We start from the raw sequence: 25,094 nt of genomic DNA on the forward strand, positions 1-25,094 counted from the left end.
GCGTCACCGCGCCAGCGGAGCCGTCACCCAGCGCCGGGTCCTGAAGCCGTCCTCGGGGCCGATCTCGATGAGCTTGCGGGCGGCGGGGTACGCCTCGTTGCCCTCGATCTCGTAGCCGACCTGGCGCGTGCCCGGCACGTCCCTGACCTCGGGCTGCCGCTCCGACGCCAGGGCCGCGGGGTAGTCGGCGCCGTCCTCCGCGCCCCGCACGGCGAGCTCGGCGAGGAGGCGCTGCCGCGCCGCGGCGAGCGCCTCGTCCGGGTCCGCGAGCGGCGGGGCCCCGGCGCCCCGCGCGCCCTCGGCCGCGGGCGGCGCGACCTGGCTGCTCGGCTCTCGCCGGGCGCCCGTGGCCTGCCGCGTGGACAGCTGCGCCCGCACGACCGTGCCGTCGTTGTCGAGGCCGACCCGGATGACGCCGCGGTCCGGCGTGATGACCGGCACTCCGTCGAAGGTCTGCCGGAACGTGACGTACGTGGCCAGGGTGGTGGGGGCGCCGATCTCCGAGCCGTCCTTCGTGCCGGAGTTCTGCATCAGGTCGTGCACGCCGTCGAGGGTCAGTTCGGCGCCGTCGGCGTGTTCTTCGGCGAAGGCCCGCGCCAGCTCGACGGCCCGCTCGGTGGGCAGCGCCGTGGTGTTGCGCTGGTTGGGCTCGGCCAGGCGCGCCCAGCGCACCGCCTTGGGCCCTGTCGAGACCGTGCGGTCGCCGGAACTGGCGCTCAGCACGCCCTGGTGGTCGACCTGCACCTCTTCGAGAGCGGCGGCCGGGAAGGAGGCCATGCGGCCCGCCGCGGCCAGCTCGACGCTCGGCTCGCGCGGCGCGAGCTGCACCGTCTGCGCGCCCTGCGGCAGCGCGACCGGCTCCCCGGCGAGCGCGGCGCGGGCGTAGTACCAGCGCCAGGCGTACCAGGCGTCCGACACGGCGGGCCGGTAGAGGTAGCGTTCGGTGTTGAGCCGGTCCACGGCCTCGGCCTGCGTGGCGCCGACCGCGCACACCGACGGGGCCTGGTGCACGGAGATGTCCCAGCTCGCGTTCAGCCAGGCCTCGGCGAACGTCTGCCCGGACTGCCACTTCGCCCAGAACTTGCTGCCGTAGTCCGGGTTGTCCACGCTCGTCGTCTCGAAGCCGAAGAGCATGCGGAAGCCGAGGTTGGGCCCGCCCCAGGTGCGGATCGGCGAGTGCCCGCCGAGGACCCGCAGCGAGAAGCACGTGGACCAGAAGACATACCGTGCCTTCTCGTTGCCGAGCGCCATCCGGTTGGAGTACGCGCGGGTGCGGCCCTCCCAGGCCGCGCCGAGCGGTGCCATGAAGACGCCGTCGCCGTCCATGGTGCCGTGGCCCGAGTGGTACACCGCGCAGACCGCGTCCATGCCGTAGCGGTCCTGCCAGTTGTCGAATGCCTCCTCGTACGCCCATACCTGGACGCCCGCGTCGGCGAACCAGAAGTTGCGGTCGGCGGACCTCTGCAGGAAGTCCAGCCAGCCGCGGGCGTCCTCGTGCGTGTAGTACAGCGGTGAGGCGTCGGCGAACTTCTCGACGCTGAACGCCCCCCACAGGCCGAGCGTCGAGTCCCGCTCCCCGGCCGCGCCGGGCTTCTCCGGTTCGAGAGGTGACGGACCGCGGTCCGTGTAGATCATGCGCATGGCCTTACCCCCTGGGTTCTCCCCGTCGCGTGGCTGAGACGCACGCGGTCGAGGGGGCCTAAAAGTGTCACTGCCGGAGGGCCTTGCCCAGGTGACATTCCGGCCATAGGGAACGCGCCACGGGGGTGCCGCGCCGCCCCTGCAGCCCCGCTGGCCAGGGCATTCGCCGCTGCCCTTTTCGGACAGGCCCCGCGCACCAGCGCGGCCCCCTCGAACACGGTGAGGGGGTCGCGCGGTTGGCGGAAAACGGAGGCTGTCTACTTGCCGTCTACCGGCCGAGGCAGGCGTCGAGAACCCCTCGGCCGTGCCACCGGTGACGAGGGTGAGCCGGTGCGCGGCGGGCCCCGCGGCCGCCGCTGTCGCGACGGTGGCCGCGCCCGCTCTCGTGTGACGGCTTCCGCGTCGACTTCCCGGGCGGCTTCCGTGCTCGTTTCGGTGAGGGCTTACTTTCCCCCCATCGAGTGCAACTTTGGTACGTAGGTGATCAGTTGATGCGTCAGGCTCGGTGCGCGCCGGTGGTGTGCGCCCGCCGGGCCCCTCCCGGGTGATCCTTCTTACGGCTCCGTACCGACCCCGTACGCCGCGATTTCCTCCGGAGTGTGATCGGATGGAGGCCACGGAACTCCACCGAAGGGATTTGGCATCGTGGCTACCACGCGCTCCGCACACACGGTCTGGGAAGGCAGCCTGACCGAGGGCTCCGGCACGGTGACCTTCGACTCCTCGGGCATCGGGCAGCAGGCCGTGTCCTGGCCGTCCCGCGCCGAGGAGGCGAACGGCAAGACGAGCCCCGAGGAGCTCATCGCCGCCGCGCACTCCAGCTGCTTCTCGATGGCGCTGTCCCACGGCCTGACCGGTGCGGGCACCCCGCCCACCAAGCTCTTCACGTCCGCCGACGTGACCTTCCAGCCGGGCACCGGCATCACCGGCATCCACCTCACCGTCGAGGGCGAGGTGCCGGGCCTCGACGAGGCGGCCTTCACCGCCGCCGCCGAGAACGCCAAGGCCAACTGCCCGGTCAGCCAGGCGCTCACGGGCACGACCATCACGCTGTCGGCGAAGCTGGCCTGACCCGCCGCCCGCACCGCGGTTGAAGCCGCCGACCCCGCGCGCCGGGGCGGCGGCTTCGTCGTGTCCGAAGCCCCCGCCGGGCCCTCCCGGGCACGGCCCCGTACGCGGCATTGACAAGAGCCCGCTCAAGTTTTGTGCTGGAGGGCGGAGTGTCACCGCGTCGGAAGGGGTTGTTGGACATGGCACGTGCGGTCGGCATCGATCTCGGCACGACCAACTCCGTGGTCGCCGTCCTGGAGGGCGGCGAGCCCACCGTCATCGCGAACGCGGAGGGCGCCCGCACCACCCCCTCGGTCGTCGCCTTCGCCAAGAGCGGCGACGTGCTCGTCGGGGAGGTCGCCAAGCGCCAGGCGGTGACGAACGTGGAGCGCACCGCGCGCTCCGTCAAGCGCCACATGGGCGACCCGGCCTGGGGCTTCCCGGAGAGCGGCGCGGTGGACGGCCACCGGTACACCGCGCAGGAGCTGTCCGCGCGCGTGCTGCAGAAGCTCAAGCGGGACGCCGAGGCCTACCTCGGCGAGGACGTCACCGACGCCGTGGTCACCGTGCCCGCGTACTTCGACGACGCCCAGCGCCAGGCCACCAAGGAGGCGGGCGGGATCGCGGGCCTCAACGTCCTGCGGATCGTCAACGAGCCGACGGCGGCCGCGCTCGCCTACGGCCTCGACAAGGGCGACGACCAGACCGTCCTGGTCTTCGACCTCGGCGGCGGCACCTTCGACGTGTCGCTCCTGGAGATGGGCGAGGGCGTCATCGAGGTCAAGGCCACCAACGGCGACACGCGGCTCGGCGGCGACGACTGGGACCAGCGCATCGTCGAACACCTCGTCAGGCAGTTCAAGAACGCGTACGGCATCGACCTCGCCCGGGACAAGATGGCGCTGCAACGCCTGCGCGAGGGCGCGGAGAAGGCGAAGATCGAGCTCTCCTCGGCCGGTGAGACCGACATCAACCTGCCCTACATCACGGCCTCCGCGGACGGGCCGCTGCACCTCGTCGAGAAGCTCACCCGGGTCCAGCTGCAGGAGCTCACCGCGGATCTGCTCGACCGCTGCAAGGGCCCCTTCCACCAAGCGGTCAAGGACGCGGGCGTCCAGCTCTCCGCGATCGACCACGTCATCCTCGTGGGCGGCTCCACCCGCATGCCCGCGGTCACGGACCTGGTCAAGGAGCTGACCGGCAAGGACCCGCACAAGGGCGTCAATCCCGACGAGGTCGTCGCCCTCGGCGCGGCGCTCCAGGCGGGCGTGATCCGCGGTGACGTCAAGGACGTCCTGCTGCTCGACGTGACCCCGCTGTCGCTCGGCATCGAGACCAAGGGCGGCATCATGACCAAGCTCATCGAGCGCAACACGACCATCCCCACGCGCCGTTCGGAGACCTTCTCCACCGCCGAGGACAACCAGCCCTCGGTCGGCATCCAGGTCTTCCAGGGGGAGCGCGAGATCGCCGCGTACAACAAGAAGCTCGGCGTCTTCGACCTGACCGGACTTCCGCCCGCGCCGCGCGGGGTGCCCAAGATCGAGGTCACCTTCGACATCGACGCCGACGGGATCATGCACGTCTCGGCGAAGGACGAGGCCACCGGGCGCGAGCAGCGCATGACGGTCACGGGCGGCTCCGCGCTGCCCAAGGACGACATCGACCGGATGGTCCGCGAGGCCGAGCAGTACGCCGAGGAGGACCGCAAGCGGCGCGAGGCCGCCGAGACCCGCAACCAGGCCGAGCAGCTCGTCTACCAGACCGAGCGGTTCCTGAGCGAGAACGGCGAGCGGATCCCCGCCGACACCAAGGCCGAAGTGGAGGCGGCCGCCGCCGAGTTGAAGAGCACCCTCGACGGCGGCGACACCCACGCCGTCCGCGCGGGTGCCGAGAAGCTCGCCGCGGTCAGCCAGCGGATGGGGCAGGCCATGTACGCGGCCGCGGGCGCCGCCGGGAGCACGGCGGCGCCCCAGGACTCGGGCGCCCGGGACCCCGCCGACGAGGGCGTGGTCGAGGCGGAGATCGTCGACGACGAGGAGGCCGGGAAGGGCGGCGACAGCGGGACGAAGGGCGGTCCTGGCGCCTCCTGAGCGGGCCCGGCTACCCCCGGTCCTGGAGGTACTTGACCGTCGCCGGGTCGGCGGGCAGCAGGGTCTCGACGGCCAGCTCGGCGACGGTCACGTCCATCGGCGTGTTGAACGTCGAGATCGAGGAGATGAAGGACAGCACCCGGCCCTCGTGCTCGATCCTGAGCGGCAGCGCGAAGTGCGGCACCTGCCCGTCCGCCGCCGTGTCCTCGCCCGGGTCGAGGACCGGGTAGGCCGCCACCTCCTCGTACAGGGCGCGCAGCGCGCCCGAGCGCTGGAGCGCGATCTGCCGCTCCATCTGGTGCAGCAGATGCCCGCGCCACTCCCGCAGGTTGCGGATTCTCGGGGCGAGCCCCTCGGGGTGCAGCACGAGCCGCATCGCGTTCAGGGGCGGCGCGAGCAGGTGCTCGGGCAGGCCGTCGAGGAGCGAGGCGATGCCGCGGTTCGCGGCGACCACGTCGTACGTCGCGTCGACGACCAAAGCCGGATACGGTTCGTAGCCCTGGAGCAGCCGCTCAAGGCCCGCGCGCAGCGCGCCCATCGACGGGTCGTCGAGCGGGGTCTGCCGGAAGCGGGGCGCGTACCCGGCCGCGAGCAGCAGCGCGTTGCGCTCGCGCACGGGCACGTCCAGGTGCTCGGCGAGCTTCAGGACGAACTCCTCGCTCGGCTTGGAGCGGCCCGTCTCCACGAAGCTGATGTGCCGCGCCGAGGAATCCGCGCGCAGCGCCAGCTCCAGCTGGCTGACGCGCCGCTCCTGGCGCCAGCCGCGCAGCAGCGCGCCCACCTCGGAGGCCGTGCCCGCCCCGGAGGCCGTGCCCGCCTCGGAGGCCGTGCCCGCGCGCGGGGCACCGCCTTTGCCGTTCCGCCTGTCGGGAGCCAGAGTTGTCATACCCCTGACGGTAATCGAGGAGCCCCGCATGGCGAACGCGAAGAAGAGTGGTGCATGACCGGCGTGAACAACCCGTGGGACCCGCTGTCGTGGGAGGCCGCCGCCAGCTACCGGGCACGGGTGCGCGGCTGTCTGCTGGGCGGCGCGATCGGTGACGCGCTCGGCTACGCCGTCGAGTTCGACTCGCTGGCGGCCATCCGCGCCGCCCACGGCCCGCGCGGCGTGACCGGCCCGCTGCCCGACGCCGACGGCGTGTGGCGGATCAGCGACGACACCCAGATGACGCTGTTCACCGTGGAGGCCCTGGAGGCCGCCCACGCGCGCGAGCGCCGCAAGGGCATCGGCGGCGCGGCGCCCCAGCTCGTCCTTCAGGCGTATCTGCGCTGGCTGGACACCCAGCAGCGGCCGGGCCCAGCGGCACAGACACGCGGCGGCCTCGCCGCCGAGGCCTGGCTCTACGCCCGCCGCGCGCCCGGCAACGCCTGCCTCAGCGGCCTGGCCCACGCGCACGCGCCCGACCCGCGCGCCCCGCTCGGGCCGCCCGGGCCGGTCAACCCGGAGTCCAAGGGCTGCGGCACCGTCATGCGTTCCGCGCCCTTCGGGCTCACCCGCGCCCCCGCCGGGCGGGCCTTCGAGCTCGCCGCGCGCTGCGCGCGGATCACCCACGGCCACCCCACCGGCTCCTACGCCGCGGGCGCGCTCGCCGCGATCGTGGCGCACCTGGTCGCGGGGGACTCGCTGGAGGGCGCGGTCCTGCGCACCCTGCGGCTGCTCGCCCGGTACCCCGGGCACGAGGAGACATCCACCGCGCTCGCCCGCGCCGTCGACCTGGCCGCCGAGGGGGAGCCGGACGCCGCCCGGGTGGAGTCCCTGGGCGCGGGCTGGATCGCCGAGGAGGCCCTCGCCATCGCGGTGTACGCGGCCCTGGCCGCGCCCCGGGCCGAGGACGCCCTGACCCTTGCCGTGAACCACTCGGGCGACAGCGACTCCACCGGCTCGGTCTGCGGCAATCTGCTCGGCGCGCTCCACGGCGACCACGGCCTTCCGGCCGACTGGCTGAAAGCCGTCGAGGGCCGGGCGGTGATCGCGGCGCTCGCGGACGACCTCGCGACGGAATGCGCGCGCCGCTGAGTGCCGTGCCCGCGACGCGTTGTGGCAGGCTGACAGCGCACCCCCGACACCAAGGAAGGAGCGCGGCCATGCCTCTCGAACCGCTGTCGCAGAAGGAGATCGAGGACCGGCTCGCCGAGCTGCCCGGCTGGTCCGTCACCCAGGACACGGGCGGCGCGGGCACCTCCGGGAGCGTCCTCACCCGCTCCTACCGCCTCGGCTCGCACTACGCGGCCACCGCGCTCGTCGTCCACGTCTCCCAGGTGCAGCAGGAGCTCGACCACCATGCCGAGATCACCCTCGGCTACGACACGGTGGCGCTCGCGGTGTGCACCCACAGCGCGGGCGGCGCCCTCACCGAGCGCGACTTCGAACTCGCCCGCAGGGTCGAGGAGCTGGCGCCCGGCCATGGTGCCGCGTGACGACCGACGGGCCGGGCGGCGTCATGCTCGACTACGCCAAGGAGGCCGTCCGCTACGACGCGTCGCGCGGCGGCGAGCCTAGGGCCGCCGCCGCGGCCGATGCGGTCCTCTCGCTGCTGGCGCCGGGCACCCGCACCCTGCTCGACGTGGCCTGCGGCACGGGCCTCGTCACCCGGCGGCTCGCCGACCGGCCGGGCCTCGGCGTGACCGGGGTGGACGCCACGTACGCCATGGCCCGCATGGCCGCCGAGCGCGTTCCGGGCGCCGTCGTCCTGGGGGACAGCCGCCGACTGCCCTTCCCCGACGGCGCGTTCGACGCGGTGGCCACGGTCTGGCTGCTGCACCTGTTCGCCGATCCCGCACAGGCCGCGGCCGTGGTGGCGGAGTGCGCCCGGGTCCTCAGGCCCGGCGGCCGCTACGTCACCACCGTCGACAAGGCCGCGTCCCACGACGTGGGCAGCGACATCGACGCCGTCCTGGCGGGCCGCCCCGTCCGTGAGCCCGTGGACGGGGCCGCCCGCGTCGAGGGCTACGCCGCGGCGTGCGGGCTGACCCCCGCGGGCCGCGCCCGCTTCACCGGCCACGGCCAGGGCCGCAGCCCGCGCAGCACCGCGGAGGACCTGTTCCGCGGCTGGTTCACCAGCATCCCGACGGACAGCGCGATGGCACGGGAGTACGCGGAGCGGCTCGCGCGGCTGCCGGACCAGGACGTGCGGCGGCCCGACCCGGAGTTCGCGCTGCGCGCGTTCACGAAGGGCGCCCCTGGGTGAAGGCCCTGGACGCCGTTTGCCGAAACAGCAACGGAAGTGGCCGTTCGGGGAACGCCGACGCACGCTGGCAGCGTTCGCGAAGACCAGGCGAGAGGGCGGCGGAACGATGACGGCGTACGAGACCAAGACCGGCGGCCACGACCACGGCTCCGGCCACAGCCACGGGCACGGCCACAGCCACGGCCACGGCGACCACGACATCGACTGGGCCGAGATGGCGCCCGTCCTGGAGCAGAACGCCGAGGTCACGGCCCCGCTGTACCGGCAGGTCGCCGCGTGGCTGCGCGAGCTGCGCGCGGCGGCCGCGGAGCCGTCCCTGATCGTCGACGCGGGCAGCGGCCCGGGCGTCGTCACCAGCCTGCTCGCCCAGGCGTTCCCCAAGGCCGAGGTGGTCGCGGCGGACCCGGAGCGGGCCCTCCTTGAGCGGGCCGAGGCGCGGGCCGCCCGGCTCGGCCTGGCGGACCGGGTGCGCGCGCACCGCGCGGAACTCCCCGACGGCCTGGGCGAGCTGCCGCCCGCCAACCTGATCTGGGCGGCACGGTCCGTGCACCACGTGGGCGACCAGGTCGCCGCGCTCACCGCGCTCGGGGAGCGGCTCGCGCCGGGCGGCGCGCTCGCGGTCCTCGAAGGCGGCCTGCCGCCGCGCAGCCTGCCGCGCGACATCGGCGCGGGCCGCCCCGGCCTGCAGGCCCGCCTCGACGCGGCCAACGAGGAGTGGTTCGCGCGCATGCGCGCGTCCCTGCCCGGCGCCACGGAGACCACGGAGGACTGGGCCGCGCTGCTCACGGCGGCGGGCCTGCGCCACACGGCGACCCGCACGTTCCTGCTCGACCTGCCCGCGCCCCTGGACGAGCGGGCGCGGGCGCACGTCGTCGACACCTTCGAGCGCTACCGAGGCCTCGCGGCCGCCGAGGGGCCGCAGGCGCTCGCGGCGGACGACATGGCGGTCCTGAACCGCCTGCTCGACCCCGAGGACGAGCTGAGCCTGCACCGCCGCCGGGACGTCTTCCTGCTCGTGGCGCACACGGTGCACGTGGCGGTGAAGGAGGGCTGACCCGGGGCCCCGGCCCACCTCGGGGCCCGCCGTGCACCGCGACCGCCCTCGGCCCACCCTTACGACCGCAGCTCGTCGAGCCGCGCCAGCGCGTCCCGTACGGCCTCCCGCTCGTCCTCACCGAGTTCGCCGAGCCGTTCGCCGAGCCCGATCCCCGCGGCCCGCTCCAGGAGGCGCTCCGCCAACTCGTCGTCGCCCTGCCGCTGGGCGATGTCCCCGCGCAGCACGAGCAGCCGCAGGTGCTGCGCGGGCGTGGGCCGCTCGTCCCGAAGGGCGAGCGCCCGGTCGACGACCTTGGCGGCGCCCTCCAGGTCCTCCTTGGAGTCGACGAAGAGATCGGCGATGTGCAGCGCCCGCGCGAAGGTCTCCTTCGGCGCGGGCCGGTGGCTCTGGTCCTCGCTCAGCTGCTGCCCGACGCGGATGCAGTTGCCCGCGGGGTCGGTCATCAGGAACTGCCGCACGCCGTACGACATGTCCTTCAGCGGCCCGATCCGGGGCAGCCCCCGCCGCGGCACCTTTCCGTACGCGGCCTTGAGCCCGGCCCGGAACGCCGCGTACAGCGCCTCCACGTCGTCGGTGAGGACGTAGCACCCGGAGTACGACCCGGCGGGGTCGTACTGCTTCATGCCGAAGAACTGGAGCTCCACGGGGCCGCGTTCGACGACGGCGTACGCGTACGGGCTCTTCTGGAGGTAGGTCGTCTCGAAGCCGAGGGCGGTGTAGAAGTCGACGACCGGCTGGATGGCCGGACAGGGGAGCAGCGGGATGGTTTTCTCAGCCATTCCGTCAGTCTAGTCAAACTTGAATAATTGGAGGGAGGGGATGCGTATTCGCGCGCTGTAGTGGACGTAGATTTCGCCACTTCCCTGCTCCGGCAGGCCTGTTGCGTCTACGTTCTGCGCCATGAGGGAGCTGATGCGCTGGGAGTCCGACGACGGGCCCGTCGTCGTGGAGATGGACTCGCGGGACGTGGGCTACCGGTCTGTCTCGCGCCGGGACGAGGACGGGGTCAGGGAGGTCGAGGGCCGTTTCGAGTCGGCCCTCGGCAATGTGCGCGGCGCCGCGCTCTCGGCGCTCCGCACGTTCCGGGAGCAAGCGCTCGACCCGGACGGGATCGAGCTGGAGTTCGGCGTGAAGCTGAGCGTCGCCGCGGGCGCCGTCATCGCGAAGACCGCGGCCGAGGGCCATCTGACGGTCAAGCTGACGTGGTCGAAAGGGGGCGCCCCAGGGGGCGCGGAAGGCGCGGCGCGGGGCGAATAATGGCGGACATGCACTGGTGTGCCCGCATCCACGCGGTCGGCGGCGGCCCGCCGTTGGGAGCGGGCGTGCTGGTCGACGGCGAGCGGGTGATCACCTGCGCCCACGTCGTCGACGGCCACGCCGAGGTCCGCGTGGCGCTGCCCGGAGACGGCGGCGAGGAACCGGCGCGCGTCGTGTGGAGGGGCGCCTGGCGCACCCTCGGCGACCCCGGGGACCTCGCGGTGCTCGCGCTCGACCACCCGGTCCGCGCGGCGCCCTGCGCCCTCGCCCCCCTCGGCGCGCTGCGCCCGGACCGCGGCCGCCCCGCCCACGTGCTGCGCGCCCTCGGCTTCCCCGAGGGCCACGAGCGCGACGGCACGTACGTCACGGTGACCACCAGCGCCGACCGGCGACTGCACGGCGAATGGCTGGAGCTGGACGTCGACAAGGCCCATCTGCGCCGCCTCGACGAGGGGTTCAGCGGCGCCGGGGTGTACGACCCGGTGAGCGGCGAGGTCGTCGGCATCGTCACCGACGCGGACCTCGAGGGCGAGCGCGGCGGCACCCAGGGCCGCATGCTGCCCCTCGACACCGCGCGCCGCCACTGGGAGGGCCTGGACGACCTGCTGCCCCTCGGCTGGATGGAACCCGCGCCGCGCCGCGAGCTGCGGGCCGCCCTCGGCGGCGGCGAACTGGCGCCCGCCGCCGTGGCGTTGGCGGTGCGCCAGGCCTTCCCGACGTTCCTGCGGGAGCTGCCCGCCTTCCGGTCGGCCTGGCACGCCGTGCGGTACGTCGCCGAGGAGCTGACCGGCGAGGGCCGCGTCGAACGGCTGCTGCGCGAGCTGCGGGACCACGCGCCCGGCGCCGTCGCCGCCCGCCTCACCGCCTGGACGCGGCGCTGGCAGCCGGACGACGCAGGGCGCGGCCCGGCCGCCGGGGCCGTGCGCACCGGGTCCCTCATGGTCCGGGTGGAGCCGATGACGAAGGCCAAGAGCCTGGATTTGTCCGTGTGCGCCCTCGTCGACGGGGTCCCGGTCGGCCGGGCGGGACCCGTCCGCGTCCGCCCCCAGCAGCTGCGGGCGAAGGTCGAGGCGCTGCTCGCCGCGCAGGTCGGCGCCGTCGCCGACTTCGACTGGATCGCGGAGTTCGTCGTGCCGCAGGGGCTCATGGACGAGCCCTTCGAGGAGTGGCTGCTGCACGAGCCCGGCGCGGCCCGGCCCCGGGCGCTGCGCGCCGTGCCTGTCGTGGTCCGCCACACGGACCGCCTCAAACCCCTCATGGTCTGCCGCTTCACCCGTCGGCGCTGGGAGACCGTGCGGGCCCGCGGCGAGACCCGGCCCCACCCCGTCGCCTGCTCCCTGACGTGGGACTACCAGGAGTTCTACGACTGGCTCGACGGCCAGGAGCAGCTGTGCGCCCTCGCCTACGCGGCGACCCCCGGCGACGCCTGGCTGTCGGCGGCGCTCGACATCGGCATGCCCATCATGCTGTGGCGGCGGCGCGACTGCGGCGGCGGGGGCCACGCGGACTGCGCGTCCGCCGCCTTCCTCGACCGGCTCACCCGGGCGGTGTCCGCGCTCGACCCCGACCGGCTCCCGTACGAGGTCATGAGGTTGCGCAAGGAGGCCCGCTCCCCGGAGCGCGGCGGCGACGGCCACTGCGGACACCGCCTCGCGCTGTTCTGGGACGACCCGGAGCGCAGGCCCGACCCGCCGCTGGCCATGGGAAACAAGGAGAGAGGCTGAGGTGACCGCACACCCGTCGCGCGCCTGGCACGTCTACACCGGCGGCCGCACCCCGCACGACCGCGTCGACCTGCTGCCCGACCCGCCGCCCTGGCGGCGCTTCACCGGCGGCCCGCCGCTGCCCACCCCGCCCGGCGACAGCGGCAACCGGCACGCGGCCGTCAGCTACCGCCCCGGCGCCGACGCCGTCCGCCAGGTCAACGCCGCCCTCTATCTGCGCAGGCCGCTCCTGGTCACCGGCGCCCCCGGCACCGGCAAGTCGTCCCTCGCCTACGCCGTCGCCCACGAACTCGGCCTCGGCAAGGTCCTGCACTGGCCCATCACCAGCCGCGTCACCCTGCGCGAAGGGCTGTACGCGTACGACCCGCTGACGCGCCTGTACGCCGCCGGGCGCGCCCGCGACGGGGCGCAGGGCTCCGAACGGGCCGACGACATCGGCGACTACCTGCGCCTCGGCCCGCTCGGCACCGCCCTGCTGCCCTACGCCCGCCCCCGCGTGCTGCTCATCGACGAGATCGACAAGAGCGACATCGACCTGCCGAACGACCTCCTCACCATCTTCGAGAAGGGGTCGTACGAACTCGTCGAGCTGGCCCGGCGCGCCGAGCCCACCGCCGAGGTGATGACGGCCGACAGCATCACGGAGCGGGTGGAGATCCGCGACGGCACCGTCACCTGCCGGGCCTTCCCCTTCGTGGTCATGACCAGCAACGGCGAGCGCGAGTTCCCGCCCGCGTTCCTGCGCCGCTGCGTGACCGTCGACCTGAAGCAGCCCGCCACGGTCGAGGAGCTGACCGCGATCGTCGGCGAACACCTCGGCGGTGTCGTCGGCGACGCCTCGGGCGCCCTGCCCGAGGGCGCGCACGACGTGATCCGGCGCTTCTTCGACCGGCGCAGCGACGGCCTGCTCGCCAACGACCAGCTCCTGAACGCCATCTACATGTGCCACCACGCGGCCTTCAGCGAACCGCCCGAGAGCGTGGCCGAACTGGCCGAGCAGGTCGCCCCGTACCTGAGCGGCGAGGCGACGGGCCCCGATGACGCTTGACCGGCTGCGCGCCGCCCTTGAGGCCCTCGGCCCGCCGGTCACGCCCCTCGAACTCGCGGAGATGCTGTGGCTCGCCCGTACGCTGCCCGAGGCACCCGAGAGCCCCGAGAGCACGGACGGCCCCCGGCCGCCTCCGGGCGGGCCCCGCCTGCCGCCGGACGCGCTCGCGCCGGGCGGCGCGGGGGAGCGGGCGCCGACGCCGCGCCCGGGGCCGGAGCACCCCGAGGAGCAGGCCGAGGGCGACCTGGCGGCGGCCGCGGAGCCCGGCGGGAAGCCCCTGCACCTGCCGCGCGGCGCCGCCCGGCCCGGCACCGACGCCGACGACGTGCTCGTGCCCGCCCCGCAGGCGCTGCGCCACGAACTCGCCATCCAGCGCGCCCTGCGCCCCCTCAAGCGGCGCGTGCCCGACCCCCGCCGCCGCGTCCTGGACGAGGACGCCACCGCCGCGCGCGCCGCCGAGCACGCCGCCACCGCCGGGCACGCCGAACGCCGCCCCTGGGCACCCGTCCTGGTGCCCGCCGCCTGCCGCCCGCTGCGCCTGGCCCTCGTCGTCGACACCGGCTCCGCGATGGCCGTGTGGCGGCCGCTGGCCGGGGAGCTGCGGGCCGCGCTCCAGCGCACGGGCGCCTTCCGCGACGTCCGCCTCTGGTACGTCGCCGACCTCGGCACCCGCGTCGGCCTGCGGCCCGCACCCGGCCGCCCGGCCGTGCCCCCCGCCGCCGCGGTCGACCCCACGGGCCGTCAGCTCACCCTGGTCCTCAGCGACTGCTCCGGCCCTCACTGGTGGGCGGGGCGCGCCGGACAGACCCTGCACACCTGGGCGCGGCGCGGCCCCACCGCCGTCCTTCAGCCGCTGCCCGAACGCCTGTGGCGGCGCACCGCCGCGCCCACCGTGCCCGGCAGGGCGACCGCCGCGCGCGCCCACGCCCCGAACACCGCGCTCCGCTTCACCCCGCACCACGGCCGCGCCCACCGCCCCGCCGGGACCCTGCCCGTGCCCGTACTCGAACTCGCGCCGGAGTGGCTCGCCGATTGGGCCGCCCTGGTCGCGGCGGCGGGCGACCGGCCCCGCGACACCGCCGTCACCTACGTCGGCGCCGCCCCGCCCGCCCTCGCCGAGCCCCTCGCGGAAGAGAGCGACCTGCCCATCGCCGAGCGCGTCCTGCGCTTCCAGCTCGCCGCGTCCCGCACGGCCGCCGACCTCGCCGCGCACGTGGCCCTCTCGGTGCCCGCGCTCCCCGTGATGCGCCTCATCCAGCAGCGCGTCACCCCCGGCTCCCGGCCGAGCGACCTCGCCGAGGTCCTGCTCAGCGGCCTCCTGGAACCCGTCGATCTGGAGCGCGGCCTCTACGACTTCGCCCCCGGCGCCCGCGCCGCCCTCATCGAGACCCTGCCGCGCCCCGAGTCCCTGGCCGTCGCCGACCTCCTCACCCGCCTCGGCGAGGAGATCGAGTCCCGCATGGGCTCCACCGCCCGCTCCTTCCGCGCGGTGGTCCCCGTGGCGGACGGCGGGGGCACCCGTCAACTGGGCCCGGCGGGGCAGCCGTTCGCGCTGGTCAGCGAGGAGGCGCTGGAGGTGCTTCGGGGGGCGGCGATCCGGGTGGCGCCCAGGCCCGGGCCGGACACGGACGCCCTGTCCGCCACGGGGGGAGAGCCCTGGGCGACCGCTCTCCCCGCGCCCCACGAGGTGGCGGCTCCGCCGGGGCTGACGCACGCTCCGCGCCCGACGCCGTTCGTGGGCCGGGTGGCGGAACTCCAGCACCTGGACGAGGCGCTGCTCGCTCCCCGCCCGCAGCCGGAAGGCCCGCACGCGGTGGTCGTACGGGGAAGCGCAGGATCGGGCAAGTCGGCGCTGGCCGCGCGGTGGGCGGCGAGCGACGCCGTCCGCGCGTCACTGAACCCGATGTGGTGGCTGCGCGCGTCGTTCCTGACCGAAGGCCTCGCGGAGCTCGCCCACGACCTGCGGCCCGCGTCCTCGGACGCCGTGACGCGGGAGCAGGCGAGCGAGTGGGCCGTCGCCTGGCTGGCCGCGCACCGCGACTGGCTGCTGGTCCTCGACGACGCGGACAACCCGGCCGACATTGCCGCGCTCCTGGAACGCCTGGGCACGGGCGGCCGCGTCCTGGTCACCAGCAGGCGGACCCACGGCTGGGAGGCCGTCGGCCCAGTCCTCGAACTCGGCGCCATGGAGCCGACGGAGGCCGTCGACCTGCTCCGCGTCCGCCTGAACCAGGACCTGGCGGAGGGGGACGCGCACCGCCTGGCCGAAGCCCTCGGCCGACTGCCGCTCGCCTTGTTGGTAGCGGCCGCGCACATGGCGGGGAAGGGGATGTCCCCTGCCCAGTACCTGAGGCTCCTCGAACGCGATCGGACCCTGCCGCGCGGGGACCGGCCCGTGGCCGCGAACGTCCTCCGCGCCACCTTGCGCGGGGTGGACGACCCGACCGCACACCGCGTCCTGACCGTCCTCGCCCGGCTGGCCCCCGAGCCGGTCCCGCTGGGCCTGCTGTCCGGCATCGACGCCGTCGTCGCTCTGGAGACCTTGGCGGAGCTCGGCCTCGTCAGCGCCGACGGCGACACGCTGCGAATGCACCCCGTGGTGCACGAGTTCCTCAACGAGCCGGACGAGGACGACCCGTGGCGCAGCCCGGCGGCCGTGCGGGCGGCACGGTCGGATGCCACGGCCTGCCTCGACGGCGCGCTGCCTGAAGACGCCGAGGACCCCGTCACCTGGCCGCGCTGGCAGGCCCTGCTGCCGCACGTCGACCACGTGGCCGAGCGGGTCGCGCCCGAGGACGACGACGCGGACTTCGTCCACGTCCTGGAGGCGACGGCGGAGTTCGTCACCGGGCAGGGCCAGGTGGAGCGCGCCGTCGCCCTGCTGGAGCGCGCGGAGGCGGGCCGGGAGCGCGGTCCCGGGCTCGGTTCCCCGGAGAGCCTGCGGACGACCCGGCGGCTGGTGGACGCGCTGCGGCGGGCGGGCCGCCTGCCGGAAGCGGTGCGGCGCTGCGAGACCGCGCGCTGGCTGCCCGTCCCGAACGACCCCGAAGCCCGCCTCGACGTCCTCCTGCTGCGGGTCGAACTCGCCTCGCTCAAGCACCAGTTGGGAGACGTGGACGCGGCGAGCGAGCAGTTCACGAAGATGCGCGAGTCCGTGTTCCGCGCCCTCGACAGGCAGGTGTCCCCCCAACTGGTCCTGCCCTGCGCGGCCATCGCGGACCTGGCCCTGACCCTGGGGAGGTCGCACACGGCGGTGGAGCTGTACGAGGTGACCCTGGCCGCCGCGCGCCGGGAGCTGGGGGAGGACCACCCGGACACCCTCGCGGTCCGGGGCCGCCTCGCCGCCGCCCTGTACGCGGCGGGGGTGCGGGGGCGGGCGTCGCGCGAGGGCACGCGGGTCCTCGTCGACCTCACCCGCGTCTTCGGGCCGGACCACCCCCGGGTGATCAGCGCCCTCAGCGACGTCGCCCACGCCCTGGAGGGCGGCGATGAGACGCTGCCCGACGCCGTCAACGCGTACGGCGAGGCCCTGCGGCGCAGTCGCGCGACGCGTGGCGAGGCGCATCCGGAGACGCAGCGGCTGTGGGGCCACCTGGTCGACGTCGAGCTGCGGGCGGGGAATCCGCAGAGCGCGGTCGAGGCGGCGAAGGAGTGGCGGTCCGTGGCGGACGAGGTGCTCGGCCCCCGGCACCCCGCCACCCTGCGCGCGTCCGCGTGCCTGGCCCGCGCGTACGGGGAGAACGGCGCGTGGAGCCTGGCCATTCCGCTGTACGAGCGCACGCTGGACCTCCAGCGCGAGGTGCTCGGCGAGGACTCCCCGGAGACCTGGGAGTCGTACGACCGCCTCGCCGCGTTCTTCGCGGAGGTGGGCGACGTGGCCCGGGCGCTGCCCCTGTACAAACAAGCGCTGCGCGTACGGCGGGAGAGCCTGGGGGACGAGCACGAGGAGACCCTGGCCGCGCTCGACCGCACGGCGATCGCGCTGCTCGGCGCCGGACGCCACGACAGGGCCGTCGCCCTGCTCGACCAGGTCCTAGCCCTGCGCCGCCGGGCGCTCGGCGACGGGCACGCCGACGTGCTGAAGACGTACAGCTATCTGGGATACGCGCACCTGGAGGCGAGGAACCCCGCGCGGGCCGTCGTGACGTATCGGACCGCGCTCCAAGAGTGCGTCGAGCTGTTCGGCTACGCGGACCCCCGCACCGTGGCGATGACCAGGAACCTCGTCGACGCGCAGCTCTCCGGAGGCGACCGCCTCGCGGCCGTCGAGGTCCTGGAACGCGCGGTGGCCGCCCTCGTGCCCGCGCTCGGCACGGAGCACCGCGACGTCCTCGCCTTCCTGGGCGAACTGACCCGTCTGCGCCCCCGGGAAAGTGGGGGCGCGGACGGGCCGTGATGCCGCTCGCGCGCGTCAGGCGACGTGGAAGTCCGCCGGGTCGGGGCCGAGCCGCCGGTCCTCGTTCAGGGCGCTGATCGCCGCCATGTCCTCCGGGTCGAGCTCGAAGTCGAACACCGCGATGTTCTCGGCGATGCGGGACGGGGTCACCGACTTGGGGATGACCACGTTGCCCAGCTGGAGGTGCCAGCGCAGGACGACCTGGGCCGGGGTGCGGCCGTGCTTCTGGGCGATCGCGACGATCGCCGGGACCTCCAGGAGGCCCTTGCCCTGGCCGAGCGGCGACCAGGCCTCGGTGGCGATGCCCTGCTCCGCGTGGTACTCGCGGGCGGCGCGCTGCTGGAGGTGCGGGTGCAGCTCGATCTGGTTCACGGCCGGGATCACCGACGTGGCGTCGATGAGGCGCTCCAGGTGCTCCGGCAGGAAGTTGGAGACGCCGATCGACTTGGCGCGGCCGTCCGCGAGGACCTTCTCGAAGGCCTTGTACGTGTCGATGTACGTGTCCTTGTCCGGCATCGGCCAGTGGATCAGATACAGATCCACGTAGTCGAGGCCGAGCTTGCCGAGGGACTCGTCGAACGCCCGGAGCGTCGAGTCGTAACCCTGCGCGCTGTTCCAGAGCTTCGTCGTGACGAAGAGCTCCTCGCGGGCGACTCCGGAGGCGGCGATGGCCTTGCCGGTGCCCGTCTCGTTCTCGTAGACGGCCGCCGTGTCGATGCTGCGGTACCCGGACTCCAGAGCCGTCGCGACGGCCCGCTCCGCCTCGTCGTCCGGCACCTGCCAGACGCCGAAGCCCAGCTGGGGCATCTCGATGCCGTTGTTCAGGATGATCGGGGGGACCTTGCTCACGGGCTTTCGATCCTTATGCGTCGTCGGGTGGTACGTCCATGGTCAACGATCAGGGGCCGTGCCGCATTCCTGGCGGGGGATCCGGGACGCACCGGGGCAGGTCCGGGCCGTGGCGGCGCCTGGAGAACGGCCGGAGGGCCGTGATGGCCCCCTGGAGAATGGCCGGATATAGCTCCGACCTCATCGGTCCGAACCATTGACCGCGTCCCGTCATGCCGCGACTCTGTTGCACGTCACTGAACGCAGGCCATCCATGTGAACACCCTGTGCACAGCGATGGTGGTGTATCCCAGTGGCTCCTGAACCCCCCACTTCTTCAGGAAAGGCAGGACACGCCCATGAACAGCCACGACACGCAGACGTCGGAGCTTCCTGCGGACCCGGCCGCCCCCACGGCCTGGCAGACCCCCGAGTACACAGTCGTCGAGACCTCGCTCGAGGTCACCGCGTACCGCCTCGCCGACCGGTAAGCAGCGGCCGTGCTGCTCCAGGTGCTCGGCACCGCGGCGGGCGGCGGGCTGCCCCAGTGGAACTGCGCGTGCCCCGGCTGCGCCGGGGCCCGTGCCCACCCCGGGCGCCGCCGACGCCACGCCTCGCTCGCCGTCCGCGCGGGCCCGGGCCGCTGGTACCTCGTCAACGCGACCCCCGACATCGGCGAGCAGATCGAAGGGTGCCCCGATCTGCTGCCCGACCCCTCGGCTCTGCCCGACCCCTCGGCTCTGCCCGACCCCTCGGCTCTGCCCGACCCCACGGCCGACATCCGCCGCTCCCCGCTCGCCGGAGTCCTGCTCACCGACGCGGAGCTCGACCACACCCTCGGCGTCGCCCGGCTGCGCGAGGCCCGCGACGGCGTGGACGTGTGGGCCACGGCGCCGGTGCGCCACGCCGTCCGCGACCGGCTCGGCCTCGGCGCCGTGCTCGGCCCCTACACCACCTTCCGCTGGCACGAGCTGACCGCCGCGGCCGTGCCCCTGGGCGAGGGGGCCGAGGTCGCCGTCAGCGCGGTGCCCGTTTCGGCCAAGCGCCCGCGCTACGCGGCCGATATCACCGGGCCCGCCGCCGAGGGGGACGCCTGGTCCGTCGCCCTGCTCCTGCGGGACACCGGGACCGGCGCCACCGCCCTGTACGCACCGGCCCTCGCCGCCTGGACCGACGCCTTCGAGGAGGCCGCCCGCGCGGCGGACCTCGTCCTCGTCGACGGCACCTTCTGGGACGACGAGGAGCCGCTGCGGGCCGGGTTCTCGCGCGCCACCGCCACCGGGATGGGCCATCTGCCGATCACCGGTCCGGGTGGCACCGCGGACCGGCTCGCGCGCCTGCCGGGCCGCTGCCTGTACACGCATCTGAACAATACGAACCCCCTCGGGGACCCCGGCGCCGAGCAGCACAAGCAGCTCGCGGAGCGGGGACTCGACGTCGCGGCGGAGCGGATGGTGATCGAGCTGTGAGGACGGCCACCCAGGACGACACGGGGCCGGACGGCACGACGGCGGACGGCGCGGTGCCGGACGACACGAGCGCGAGGCCCGGCGAGCGCGAGCCGTGGACACCGGACGGGCGCCAGCCGTGGACGCCCGACGAGCTCACCGAGCGGCTGCGGGCCGTCTCCGCCGAGCGCTACCACGACCACCACCCCTTCAACGTCCGCATGCACGAAGGCGACCTCAGCCCCGGCGAGCTGCGCCGCTGGATCGCCAACCGGTTCCACTACCAGCGCCACATCCCCGTCAAGGACGCCCTGATCCTGGCCAAGTTCGACGACTCGGCCGTGCGCCGCGGCTGGCTGCGCCGGATCCGGGACCACGACGGCGAGCGCCCCGGCGACGGCGGCATCGAGCGCTGGCTGCGGCTCGGCGAGGCCGCGGGCCTCGGGCGCGACGAGCTTCAGGACGCGTCGCGGGTGCTTCCGGGGGTGCGGCTCGCCGTCGAGGGATACGTCAACTTCTGCCGCCTCAGGCCCGCCCTCGACGCGGTGGCCGCCTCGCTCACCGAGCTGTCCGCGCCGGACCTGATGCGCACCCGGATCGCCGCGTTCGAGAAGCACTACCCGTGGATCGACGCCGACGGGCTCGCCTACTTCCGCGGCCGGGTGGAACAGGGTGGCCGCGACGGACAGGAGGCGCTGGGCCTGGTCCGCGCGTGGGCGCGCACCCGCGAACAGCAGGAGCGGGCCGTGGCCGCGCTCGCCTTCAAGTGCGACGTGCTGTGGTCGCTGCTCGACGCCGTCGACCGCGGCCCCGCCGGGGCCCACGCGAAGGAGTGAGCCGCCGTGACCGACCTCGTACGACTCGACTGGCGGCCCGTGCTCGCCCGTTCGGTGACGCTCCGGCACGACCGGGTGCGCGGCGTCGATCTGCTCGTCCTGCCCGAGCGGGTGGTGGTCCTGCGGGGCGCCGCCGGGAGCATCGTGGCGCTGTGCGACGGGAGGCGCGACGTGGAGGCGATCGTCGCGGAGCTGGCACGGCGCCACCCTGAGGCGCCGGTCGCCGCCGAAGTGCCCGTCTTCCTGGAGCAGTTGCGGGACGAGGGGTGGCTGCGGTGACCACCGCCGAGCCGCCCCCGGCTCCGGAGCCGCCCCCGCCCCCGCCCCCGGAGCCGCCCTGGGCCCTCCTCGCCGAGCTCACGCACGGCTGTCCGCTGCGCTGCTCCTACTGCTCCAACCCGACCGAACTGGTGGGTCGGTCAGCCGAGCTGTCCGGTGCGGAGTGGGCCGACGTCTTCCGTCAGGCCGGTGACCTCGGCGTCGTCCAGACCCATCTGTCCGGCGGCGAGCCGCTGGTGCGCCGGGACCTGGCGGACATCGTGGCCGCCGCCGACGGCGCGGGCATCCACACCCAGCTCGTCACCAGCGGCGTCGGCCTGCACGAGGCCCGGCTCGCCGCCCTCATGGCGGCGGGCCTGCGCAGCGTGCAGCTGTCCGTGCAGCACACCGACCCGCGCGCCGCCCGGCGCATCGCCGGGGCGCGGGCGTCCGCCGCCAAGGAGCGGGCGGCCCGCCTCGTCCGCGACGCCGGACTGCCGCTCGGCCTGAACGTGGTCCTGCACCGCGCCAACCTGGACGCCCTCGACTCCCTCGTGGAACTCGGCCTGGCCTGGGGCGCGGAGCGCGTCGAGCTGGCCAACACCCAGTTCTACGGCTGGGCCCTGCGCAACCGCGACGCGCTCCTGCCGCACCCCGAGCAGGTGGCCCGCGCCCGCCGCACCGTCGAGCGGTGGCGGGCCGACCTCGCCGGGCGCATGGAGCTGGTGTGGGTGGCCCCCGACTACGTCGACGCCACCGCCAAGCCCTGCATGGGCGGCTGGGGCGCGGTGTCCCTGACCGTGGCGCCCGACGGCACGGTCCTGCCCTGCCCGGCCGCCGCCGAGCTGCTCGGCGCGGCCGCCCCCAGCGTGCGGGAGCGGCCGCTGGAGTGGATCTGGCGGTCCTCGCCCGCCTTCGCGCGCTACCGGGGCGAGGCCTGGATGCCCGAGCCCTGCCGCTCCTGCGAGCTGCGGAGCGTCGACTTCGGCGGCTGCCGCTGCCAGGCGTACGCCCTGACGGGCGACGCCGCCCGCACGGACCCCGCCTGCCACCGCTCGCCCGACCACGGGATCGTGCGGGCCCTCGTGGACGCCGCGCGCGGGCCCGCGCGGGCCGACGGCGGCTACGCCTACCGCGAAGGAGGATCATGAGACGTCCCGCCCTGTCCGTGGCGGCGTGCGCCCTCGCCCTGGCGGGCCTCGTGGGGACCGCCCCCGCGACCCCGGCCGCCCCCACCAGGACGCCTCCCGCCGAGGACTGGTCCGTGGCCCTCGTCGAGTCCACCATGGCCCGCCACACGCCGACGTCCATCGGCGGCTGGTCGTACCCCGTCGGGCTCTACCTCTACGGCCAGTACCGCACGTATCTGCGCACCGGCGACGCGCGCTATCTGACGTACGTGAAGGCGTACGTCGACCGGTTCGTGGACCAGGACGGGAACACCGCGCAGAAGTTCACCAGCCTCGACAGCATGCAGGCGGGGCGGCTCCTGGTGATCCTCCACCACGAGACGGGCGAGGACCGCTACCGGATCGCCGCGCGCACGATCCGGGAGCGCCTGCGGACGTACCCGCGCACCGCCGACGGCGGCTTCTGGCACGCCGACACCGCGAGCCGCGCGCACCAGCTCTGGTCGGACGGCGTCTACATGGTGACCCCGTTCCTCGTCGAGTACGGCGCGGAGTTCGACGACGAGGCGTACACCGACCGCGAGGCGCTCGCGCAGCTGAACACCTACGCCCGCCACCTCCAGGCGGACAACGGCCTGTTCCAGCACGCCTTCGACGAGTCGCGCACCGCCGCCTGGGCCGACAAGGAGACGGGGCGCGCCCCCGAGCAGTGGTGCCGGGCCATCGGCTGGTACGCGATGGCCGCCGTCAACGTCCTCGACGCCACCGCGAAGGACCGGCCGGGCCGCGAGGAGCTCCTGCGCACCGTGCGCAGGCTCGCGGCGGGCATCGCGCGCACCCAGGACCCGGCCACCGGCCGCTGGTTCCAGGTCGCCGACAAGGGCGGCCAGGAGGGGAACTGGACCGAGACGTCCTGCTCCAGCATGTTCACCTACGCCCTCGCGCGCGCCGCCGAGAAGGGCTACGTCTCCGCGTCGTACCGCGAGGTCGCCCGGCGTGGCTACCGAGGGGTCCTGGAGAAGATCTCGCGCGGCCCCGACGGACTGACCGACCTGACCGACATCTCCATCGGCACGAACGTCGGCGACTACGCCTTCTACGTCGCCCGGCCCCGCCGGACCAACGACTTCCACGGGCTCGGCGCCTTCCTGCTCATGAACGAACAACTGCGGAAACAGAGGTGAGCCGGGCATGACCCCGTCGCGAAGGGCCGTCCTGGGCGCGGCACTCGGCGCCGCCGCCACGGCCGCCGGAGCGCCGCCCGCCGGAGCGGCCGCCCCCGCGTGGCGGCTGCGCTGGGCGCCGTCCCCCCGCGAGGTCGGGACCCGCGCCTTCGAGACCCTGGAGGACGACCGCGCCCACTCGCACCCCGAGGCCGCGCCGCACATCACCGCCGAGGGCGACACCTTCCGCTTCGCGATCCACACCGTCGACCGCGACACCAGCACCGACCGCCAGCGCCAGGAGGCCACCGGCTGCCGCACCGGCGACACCTACCTGAAGTGGCGGCGGGGCGAGACCTGGCGGGTCACCTACCGCATGTTCCTGCCGAGTTCGCTGCGGGCGACCACGACGTTCACGCACATCATGCAGATGAAGCAGCCCGGCATAGGCAGCGCGCCGCTCGTCGTGCAGTCCCTGCGCCGCTTCGGCGGCGACCAGACCATCGAGCTGAAGGTCGTCGGGCAGGACGTCCTCGTCGGCCGCACGGCCCTGGAACCGCTGCACGACCGGTGGACCGACGTCGACTTCCGGATCACGATCGGCGACGGCTCGGCGGGCTCCGTGCGCTGGATCCTCAACAGCGGCGGTACGACGGTCATCGACCGGGAGGCGTCCGGCGTGGACACCTTCCTCGCCGACCGGGTGCGACCCAAGTGGGGCATCTACCGCTCCCTCGGCGACACCTCCGGCTCGCTGAAGGACACCTACATGCTCCTGTCCGACCTGCGCGCCTACCAGCTCGTCTGACGCGTCCCACCGGCATCTCCCACCCCCCCGGCCCACAGGAGGCACCCATGCACGGCACCAGCAGGCCGACCGCCCGGAGCATGGCGCTTGCGGCCACCGCCGTCCTCACCGCGGGACTCGTGACCCACGTCCCCGCGGCGGTGGCCGCGCCGCCCGCCCCGGCCGGTGAGCCCACCGGCGTCAAGACCGTCTCGAACGGCTGGACCATACCGTGGGGCACCGCTTGGCTCCCCGACGGCACGTCAGCGCTCGTCACCGAGCGGGACGACTTCCGCGTCTGGTCGGTGTCGGCCGACGGCGCCACGAAGAAGCAGCTCGGCACGGTGCCTCAGGCGCAGACCACCGGCGGCGAGGGCGGCCTCATGGGCATCGCCGTCGACCCGCAGTGGGCGTCCAACCACTACGTGTACGTCATGCACACCGCGGCCGAGGGCAACCGCATCGCCCGCATGACCTACGACGGCTCCTCGCTCGGCGGCTACCGGGTCCTGGTCAAGGGCATCAAGAAGGCCAAGTACCACAACGGCGGCCGCCTCGCCTTCGGCCCCGACGGCCAGCTGTACGCCACCACGGGCGACGCCCAGGACCGCGACCTCGCCCAGGACAAGAACTCCCTCAACGGCAAGATCCTGCGCCTGACCCGGGACGGCGAGCCCGCCCCCGGCAACCCCTTCGGCACGCTCGTCTACAGCCTGGGCCACCGCAACCCGCAGGGCATCGCGTTCGACCCGCAGGGCCGCCTGTGGGAGGCCGAGCTCGGCGACGCCACCAGGGACGAGCTGAACCTCATCAAGCCCGGCAAGAACTACGGCTGGCCCCGCTGCGAGGGCACCTGCGACGTGTCCGGGATGACCAACCCCAAGCAGACCTGGGGCGTCGCCGAGGCCTCGCCGAGCGGCGTCGCCGTCGTGGACGGGGCGGTCTACATGGCGGCCCTCAAGGGCCAGCGCCTGTGGCGCGTCCCCATCAACGCCGACAACGAGAACGTCGGCTCCGCCAAGGCGTTCTACGTCGGCCGGTACGGCCGCCTGCGCGCGGTGACGGCCGTGCCCGGCGCGCGGGCGCTGTGGCTGTCCACGACCAACGCCGACAACAACGGCGGCGAGCCCGACGGCGCGGACAAGATCCTGCGCGTCTCGATCGGCTAGCCCCCGGCCTGTCAGGGGCAC

The 25,094-nt window shown here is 74.4% G+C and carries 22 protein-coding genes; 18 read left to right on the plus strand and 4 right to left on the minus strand.

Translation table 11 applies throughout. The features are described from left to right. Nucleotides 1-3: 3 nt before the first annotated feature. A complete protein-coding gene (locus ACIG3E_RS35335; protein ID WP_399624115.1) occupies nt 4-1,635 on the minus strand; it encodes a DUF6345 domain-containing protein in 1,632 nt (543 codons plus the stop codon). A gap of 651 nt (nt 1,636-2,286) precedes the next feature. Between ACIG3E_RS35335 and ACIG3E_RS35340 the strand changes: the two genes are divergently transcribed. Both ACIG3E_RS35340 and dnaK read left to right on the plus strand, forming a co-directional pair. Then, nucleotides 2,287-2,712: an OsmC family peroxiredoxin gene (locus tag ACIG3E_RS35340; RefSeq protein ID WP_399624117.1), complete on the plus strand. Its 426-nt coding sequence runs from the start codon at nt 2,287-2,289 to the stop codon at nt 2,710-2,712. A 179-nt stretch (nt 2,713-2,891) separates the two neighbouring features. Then, nucleotides 2,892-4,784: a molecular chaperone DnaK gene (gene dnaK / locus ACIG3E_RS35345; protein WP_399624119.1), complete on the plus strand. Its 1,893-nt coding sequence runs from the start codon at nt 2,892-2,894 to the stop codon at nt 4,782-4,784. Between the two features lie 10 nt (nt 4,785-4,794). Here the strand turns inward: dnaK and ACIG3E_RS35350 are convergent, their stop codons facing one another. Beyond that, nucleotides 4,795-5,670: a helix-turn-helix domain-containing protein gene (locus tag ACIG3E_RS35350; RefSeq protein WP_399624121.1), complete on the minus strand. Its 876-nt coding sequence runs from the start codon at nt 5,668-5,670 to the stop codon at nt 4,795-4,797. A gap of 54 nt (nt 5,671-5,724) precedes the next feature. On the opposite strand from ACIG3E_RS35350, the gene ACIG3E_RS35355 reads away from it, so the two are divergent. From ACIG3E_RS35355 to ACIG3E_RS35370, 4 genes are all read left to right on the plus strand, one after another. Then, on the plus strand, nt 5,725-6,801 hold the full coding sequence (locus tag ACIG3E_RS35355; protein ID WP_399624123.1) for an ADP-ribosylglycohydrolase family protein: 1,077 nt from the start codon (nt 5,725-5,727) through the stop codon (nt 6,799-6,801). A 68-nt stretch (nt 6,802-6,869) separates the two neighbouring features. After that, a complete protein-coding gene (locus ACIG3E_RS35360) occupies nt 6,870-7,202 on the plus strand; it encodes a 4a-hydroxytetrahydrobiopterin dehydratase (protein ID WP_399624125.1) in 333 nt (110 codons plus the stop codon). A 23-nt stretch (nt 7,203-7,225) separates the two neighbouring features. After that, nucleotides 7,226-7,972 (plus strand): class I SAM-dependent methyltransferase, encoded by a 747-nt coding sequence (locus tag ACIG3E_RS35365; RefSeq protein WP_399624293.1) that lies wholly within the window; start codon nt 7,226-7,228, stop codon nt 7,970-7,972. Between the two features lie 106 nt (nt 7,973-8,078). Then, nucleotides 8,079-9,026: a class I SAM-dependent methyltransferase gene (locus ACIG3E_RS35370; protein ID WP_399624126.1), complete on the plus strand. Its 948-nt coding sequence runs from the start codon at nt 8,079-8,081 to the stop codon at nt 9,024-9,026. Between the two features lie 59 nt (nt 9,027-9,085). Here the strand turns inward: ACIG3E_RS35370 and ACIG3E_RS35375 are convergent, their stop codons facing one another. Continuing rightward, nucleotides 9,086-9,808: a bleomycin resistance protein gene (locus tag ACIG3E_RS35375; protein WP_399624128.1), complete on the minus strand. Its 723-nt coding sequence runs from the start codon at nt 9,806-9,808 to the stop codon at nt 9,086-9,088. Nucleotides 9,809-9,929: 121 nt separating this feature from the next. On the opposite strand from ACIG3E_RS35375, the gene ACIG3E_RS35380 reads away from it, so the two are divergent. The 4 genes from ACIG3E_RS35380 to ACIG3E_RS35395 are packed head-to-tail and all read left to right on the plus strand — an operon-like array spanning nt 9,930 to nt 17,454. Beyond that, entirely contained in the window at nt 9,930-10,286 is a 357-nt protein-coding gene (locus ACIG3E_RS35380) for a CU044_2847 family protein (protein WP_399624130.1), read from the plus strand. Nucleotides 10,287-10,294: 8 nt separating this feature from the next. Beyond that, nucleotides 10,295-12,010: a trypsin-like peptidase domain-containing protein gene (locus ACIG3E_RS35385; protein ID WP_399624133.1), complete on the plus strand. Its 1,716-nt coding sequence runs from the start codon at nt 10,295-10,297 to the stop codon at nt 12,008-12,010. Nucleotide 12,011: 1 nt separating this feature from the next. Continuing rightward, on the plus strand, nt 12,012-13,058 hold the full coding sequence (locus ACIG3E_RS35390; RefSeq protein ID WP_399624136.1) for an AAA family ATPase: 1,047 nt from the start codon (nt 12,012-12,014) through the stop codon (nt 13,056-13,058). Further along, a complete protein-coding gene (locus ACIG3E_RS35395) occupies nt 13,048-17,454 on the plus strand; it encodes an SAV_2336 N-terminal domain-related protein (protein ID WP_399624138.1) in 4,407 nt (1,468 codons plus the stop codon). The genes ACIG3E_RS35390 and ACIG3E_RS35395 overlap by 11 nt, the downstream gene beginning before the upstream one ends. A 15-nt stretch (nt 17,455-17,469) precedes the next feature. Here the strand turns inward: ACIG3E_RS35395 and ACIG3E_RS35400 are convergent, their stop codons facing one another. Further along, entirely contained in the window at nt 17,470-18,261 is a 792-nt protein-coding gene (locus tag ACIG3E_RS35400) for an aldo/keto reductase (RefSeq protein WP_399624295.1), read from the minus strand. 380 nt (nt 18,262-18,641) lie between these two features. Here ACIG3E_RS35400 and pqqA point away from each other — a divergent pair, with 380 nt between their 5' ends. The 8 genes from pqqA (at nt 18,642) to ACIG3E_RS35440 (ending at nt 25,073) form a co-directional block, all read left to right on the plus strand. After that, entirely contained in the window at nt 18,642-18,773 is a 132-nt protein-coding gene (pqqA, locus tag ACIG3E_RS35405) for a pyrroloquinoline quinone precursor peptide PqqA (RefSeq protein WP_399624141.1), read from the plus strand. 9 nt (nt 18,774-18,782) lie between these two features. Continuing rightward, the gene (pqqB, locus tag ACIG3E_RS35410) at nt 18,783-19,751 is read left to right on the plus strand and encodes a pyrroloquinoline quinone biosynthesis protein PqqB (protein WP_399624143.1); all 969 of its coding nucleotides are present in this window, start codon (nt 18,783-18,785) and stop codon (nt 19,749-19,751) included. 146 nt (nt 19,752-19,897) lie between these two features. Further along, entirely contained in the window at nt 19,898-20,566 is a 669-nt protein-coding gene (pqqC, locus tag ACIG3E_RS35415) for a pyrroloquinoline-quinone synthase PqqC (RefSeq protein ID WP_399624297.1), read from the plus strand. Between the two features lie 6 nt (nt 20,567-20,572). Then, nucleotides 20,573-20,845: a pyrroloquinoline quinone biosynthesis peptide chaperone PqqD gene (gene pqqD, locus ACIG3E_RS35420; protein ID WP_399624145.1), complete on the plus strand. Its 273-nt coding sequence runs from the start codon at nt 20,573-20,575 to the stop codon at nt 20,843-20,845. Beyond that, the gene (gene pqqE, locus ACIG3E_RS35425; protein WP_399624146.1) at nt 20,842-21,975 is read left to right on the plus strand and encodes a pyrroloquinoline quinone biosynthesis protein PqqE; all 1,134 of its coding nucleotides are present in this window, start codon (nt 20,842-20,844) and stop codon (nt 21,973-21,975) included. The genes pqqD and pqqE overlap by 4 nt, the downstream gene beginning before the upstream one ends. After that, complete coding sequence (locus ACIG3E_RS35430) at nt 21,972-23,138, plus strand: glycoside hydrolase family 105 protein (RefSeq protein WP_399624147.1); 1,167 nt, start codon at nt 21,972-21,974, stop codon at nt 23,136-23,138. Before pqqE ends, ACIG3E_RS35430 begins: the two co-directional genes overlap by 4 nt. 7 nt (nt 23,139-23,145) lie before the next feature. Further along, nucleotides 23,146-23,925 carry a Tat pathway signal sequence domain protein gene (locus ACIG3E_RS35435; protein ID WP_399624150.1) on the plus strand — a complete coding sequence of 260 codons (780 nt, stop codon included), beginning with the start codon at nt 23,146-23,148 and terminating at the stop codon, nt 23,923-23,925. A gap of 47 nt (nt 23,926-23,972) precedes the next feature. Further along, a complete protein-coding gene (locus tag ACIG3E_RS35440) occupies nt 23,973-25,073 on the plus strand; it encodes a PQQ-dependent sugar dehydrogenase (protein ID WP_399624151.1) in 1,101 nt (366 codons plus the stop codon). The last annotated feature ends 21 nt before the right edge of the window (nt 25,074-25,094 follow it).

The sequence above is a fragment of the Streptomyces sp. NPDC053474 genome (genome assembly GCF_044544845.1).
Lineage (GTDB): Bacteria > Actinomycetota > Actinomycetes > Streptomycetales > Streptomycetaceae > Streptomyces.

What these genes read in the sequence shown, in the direction of transcription:
- ACIG3E_RS35335 (WP_399624115.1), bottom strand. Translation starts at nt 1,635, where the DNA reads ATGATCTACACGGACCGCGGTCCGTCACCTCTCGAACCGGAGAAGCCC.
- dnaK (WP_399624119.1), top strand. Translation starts at nt 2,892, where the DNA reads ATGGCACGTGCGGTCGGCATCGATCTCGGCACGACCAACTCCGTGGTC.
- ACIG3E_RS35350 (WP_399624121.1), bottom strand. Translation starts at nt 5,670, where the DNA reads ATGACAACTCTGGCTCCCGACAGGCGGAACGGCAAAGGCGGTGCCCCG.
- ACIG3E_RS35355 (WP_399624123.1), top strand. Translation starts at nt 5,725, where the DNA reads ATGACCGGCGTGAACAACCCGTGGGACCCGCTGTCGTGGGAGGCCGCC.
- ACIG3E_RS35360 (WP_399624125.1), top strand. Translation starts at nt 6,870, where the DNA reads ATGCCTCTCGAACCGCTGTCGCAGAAGGAGATCGAGGACCGGCTCGCC.
- ACIG3E_RS35365 (WP_399624293.1), top strand. Translation starts at nt 7,226, where the DNA reads ATGCTCGACTACGCCAAGGAGGCCGTCCGCTACGACGCGTCGCGCGGC.
- ACIG3E_RS35370 (WP_399624126.1), top strand. Translation starts at nt 8,079, where the DNA reads ATGACGGCGTACGAGACCAAGACCGGCGGCCACGACCACGGCTCCGGC.
- ACIG3E_RS35375 (WP_399624128.1), bottom strand. Translation starts at nt 9,808, where the DNA reads ATGGCTGAGAAAACCATCCCGCTGCTCCCCTGTCCGGCCATCCAGCCG.
- ACIG3E_RS35380 (WP_399624130.1), top strand. Translation starts at nt 9,930, where the DNA reads ATGAGGGAGCTGATGCGCTGGGAGTCCGACGACGGGCCCGTCGTCGTG.
- ACIG3E_RS35385 (WP_399624133.1), top strand. Translation starts at nt 10,295, where the DNA reads ATGCACTGGTGTGCCCGCATCCACGCGGTCGGCGGCGGCCCGCCGTTG.
- ACIG3E_RS35395 (WP_399624138.1), top strand. Translation starts at nt 13,048, where the DNA reads ATGACGCTTGACCGGCTGCGCGCCGCCCTTGAGGCCCTCGGCCCGCCG.
- ACIG3E_RS35400 (WP_399624295.1), bottom strand. Translation starts at nt 18,261, where the DNA reads ATGCCCCAGCTGGGCTTCGGCGTCTGGCAGGTGCCGGACGACGAGGCG.
- pqqA (WP_399624141.1), top strand. Translation starts at nt 18,642, where the DNA reads ATGAACAGCCACGACACGCAGACGTCGGAGCTTCCTGCGGACCCGGCC.
- ACIG3E_RS35430 (WP_399624147.1), top strand. Translation starts at nt 21,972, where the DNA reads ATGAGACGTCCCGCCCTGTCCGTGGCGGCGTGCGCCCTCGCCCTGGCG.
- ACIG3E_RS35435 (WP_399624150.1), top strand. Translation starts at nt 23,146, where the DNA reads ATGACCCCGTCGCGAAGGGCCGTCCTGGGCGCGGCACTCGGCGCCGCC.
- ACIG3E_RS35440 (WP_399624151.1), top strand. Translation starts at nt 23,973, where the DNA reads ATGCACGGCACCAGCAGGCCGACCGCCCGGAGCATGGCGCTTGCGGCC.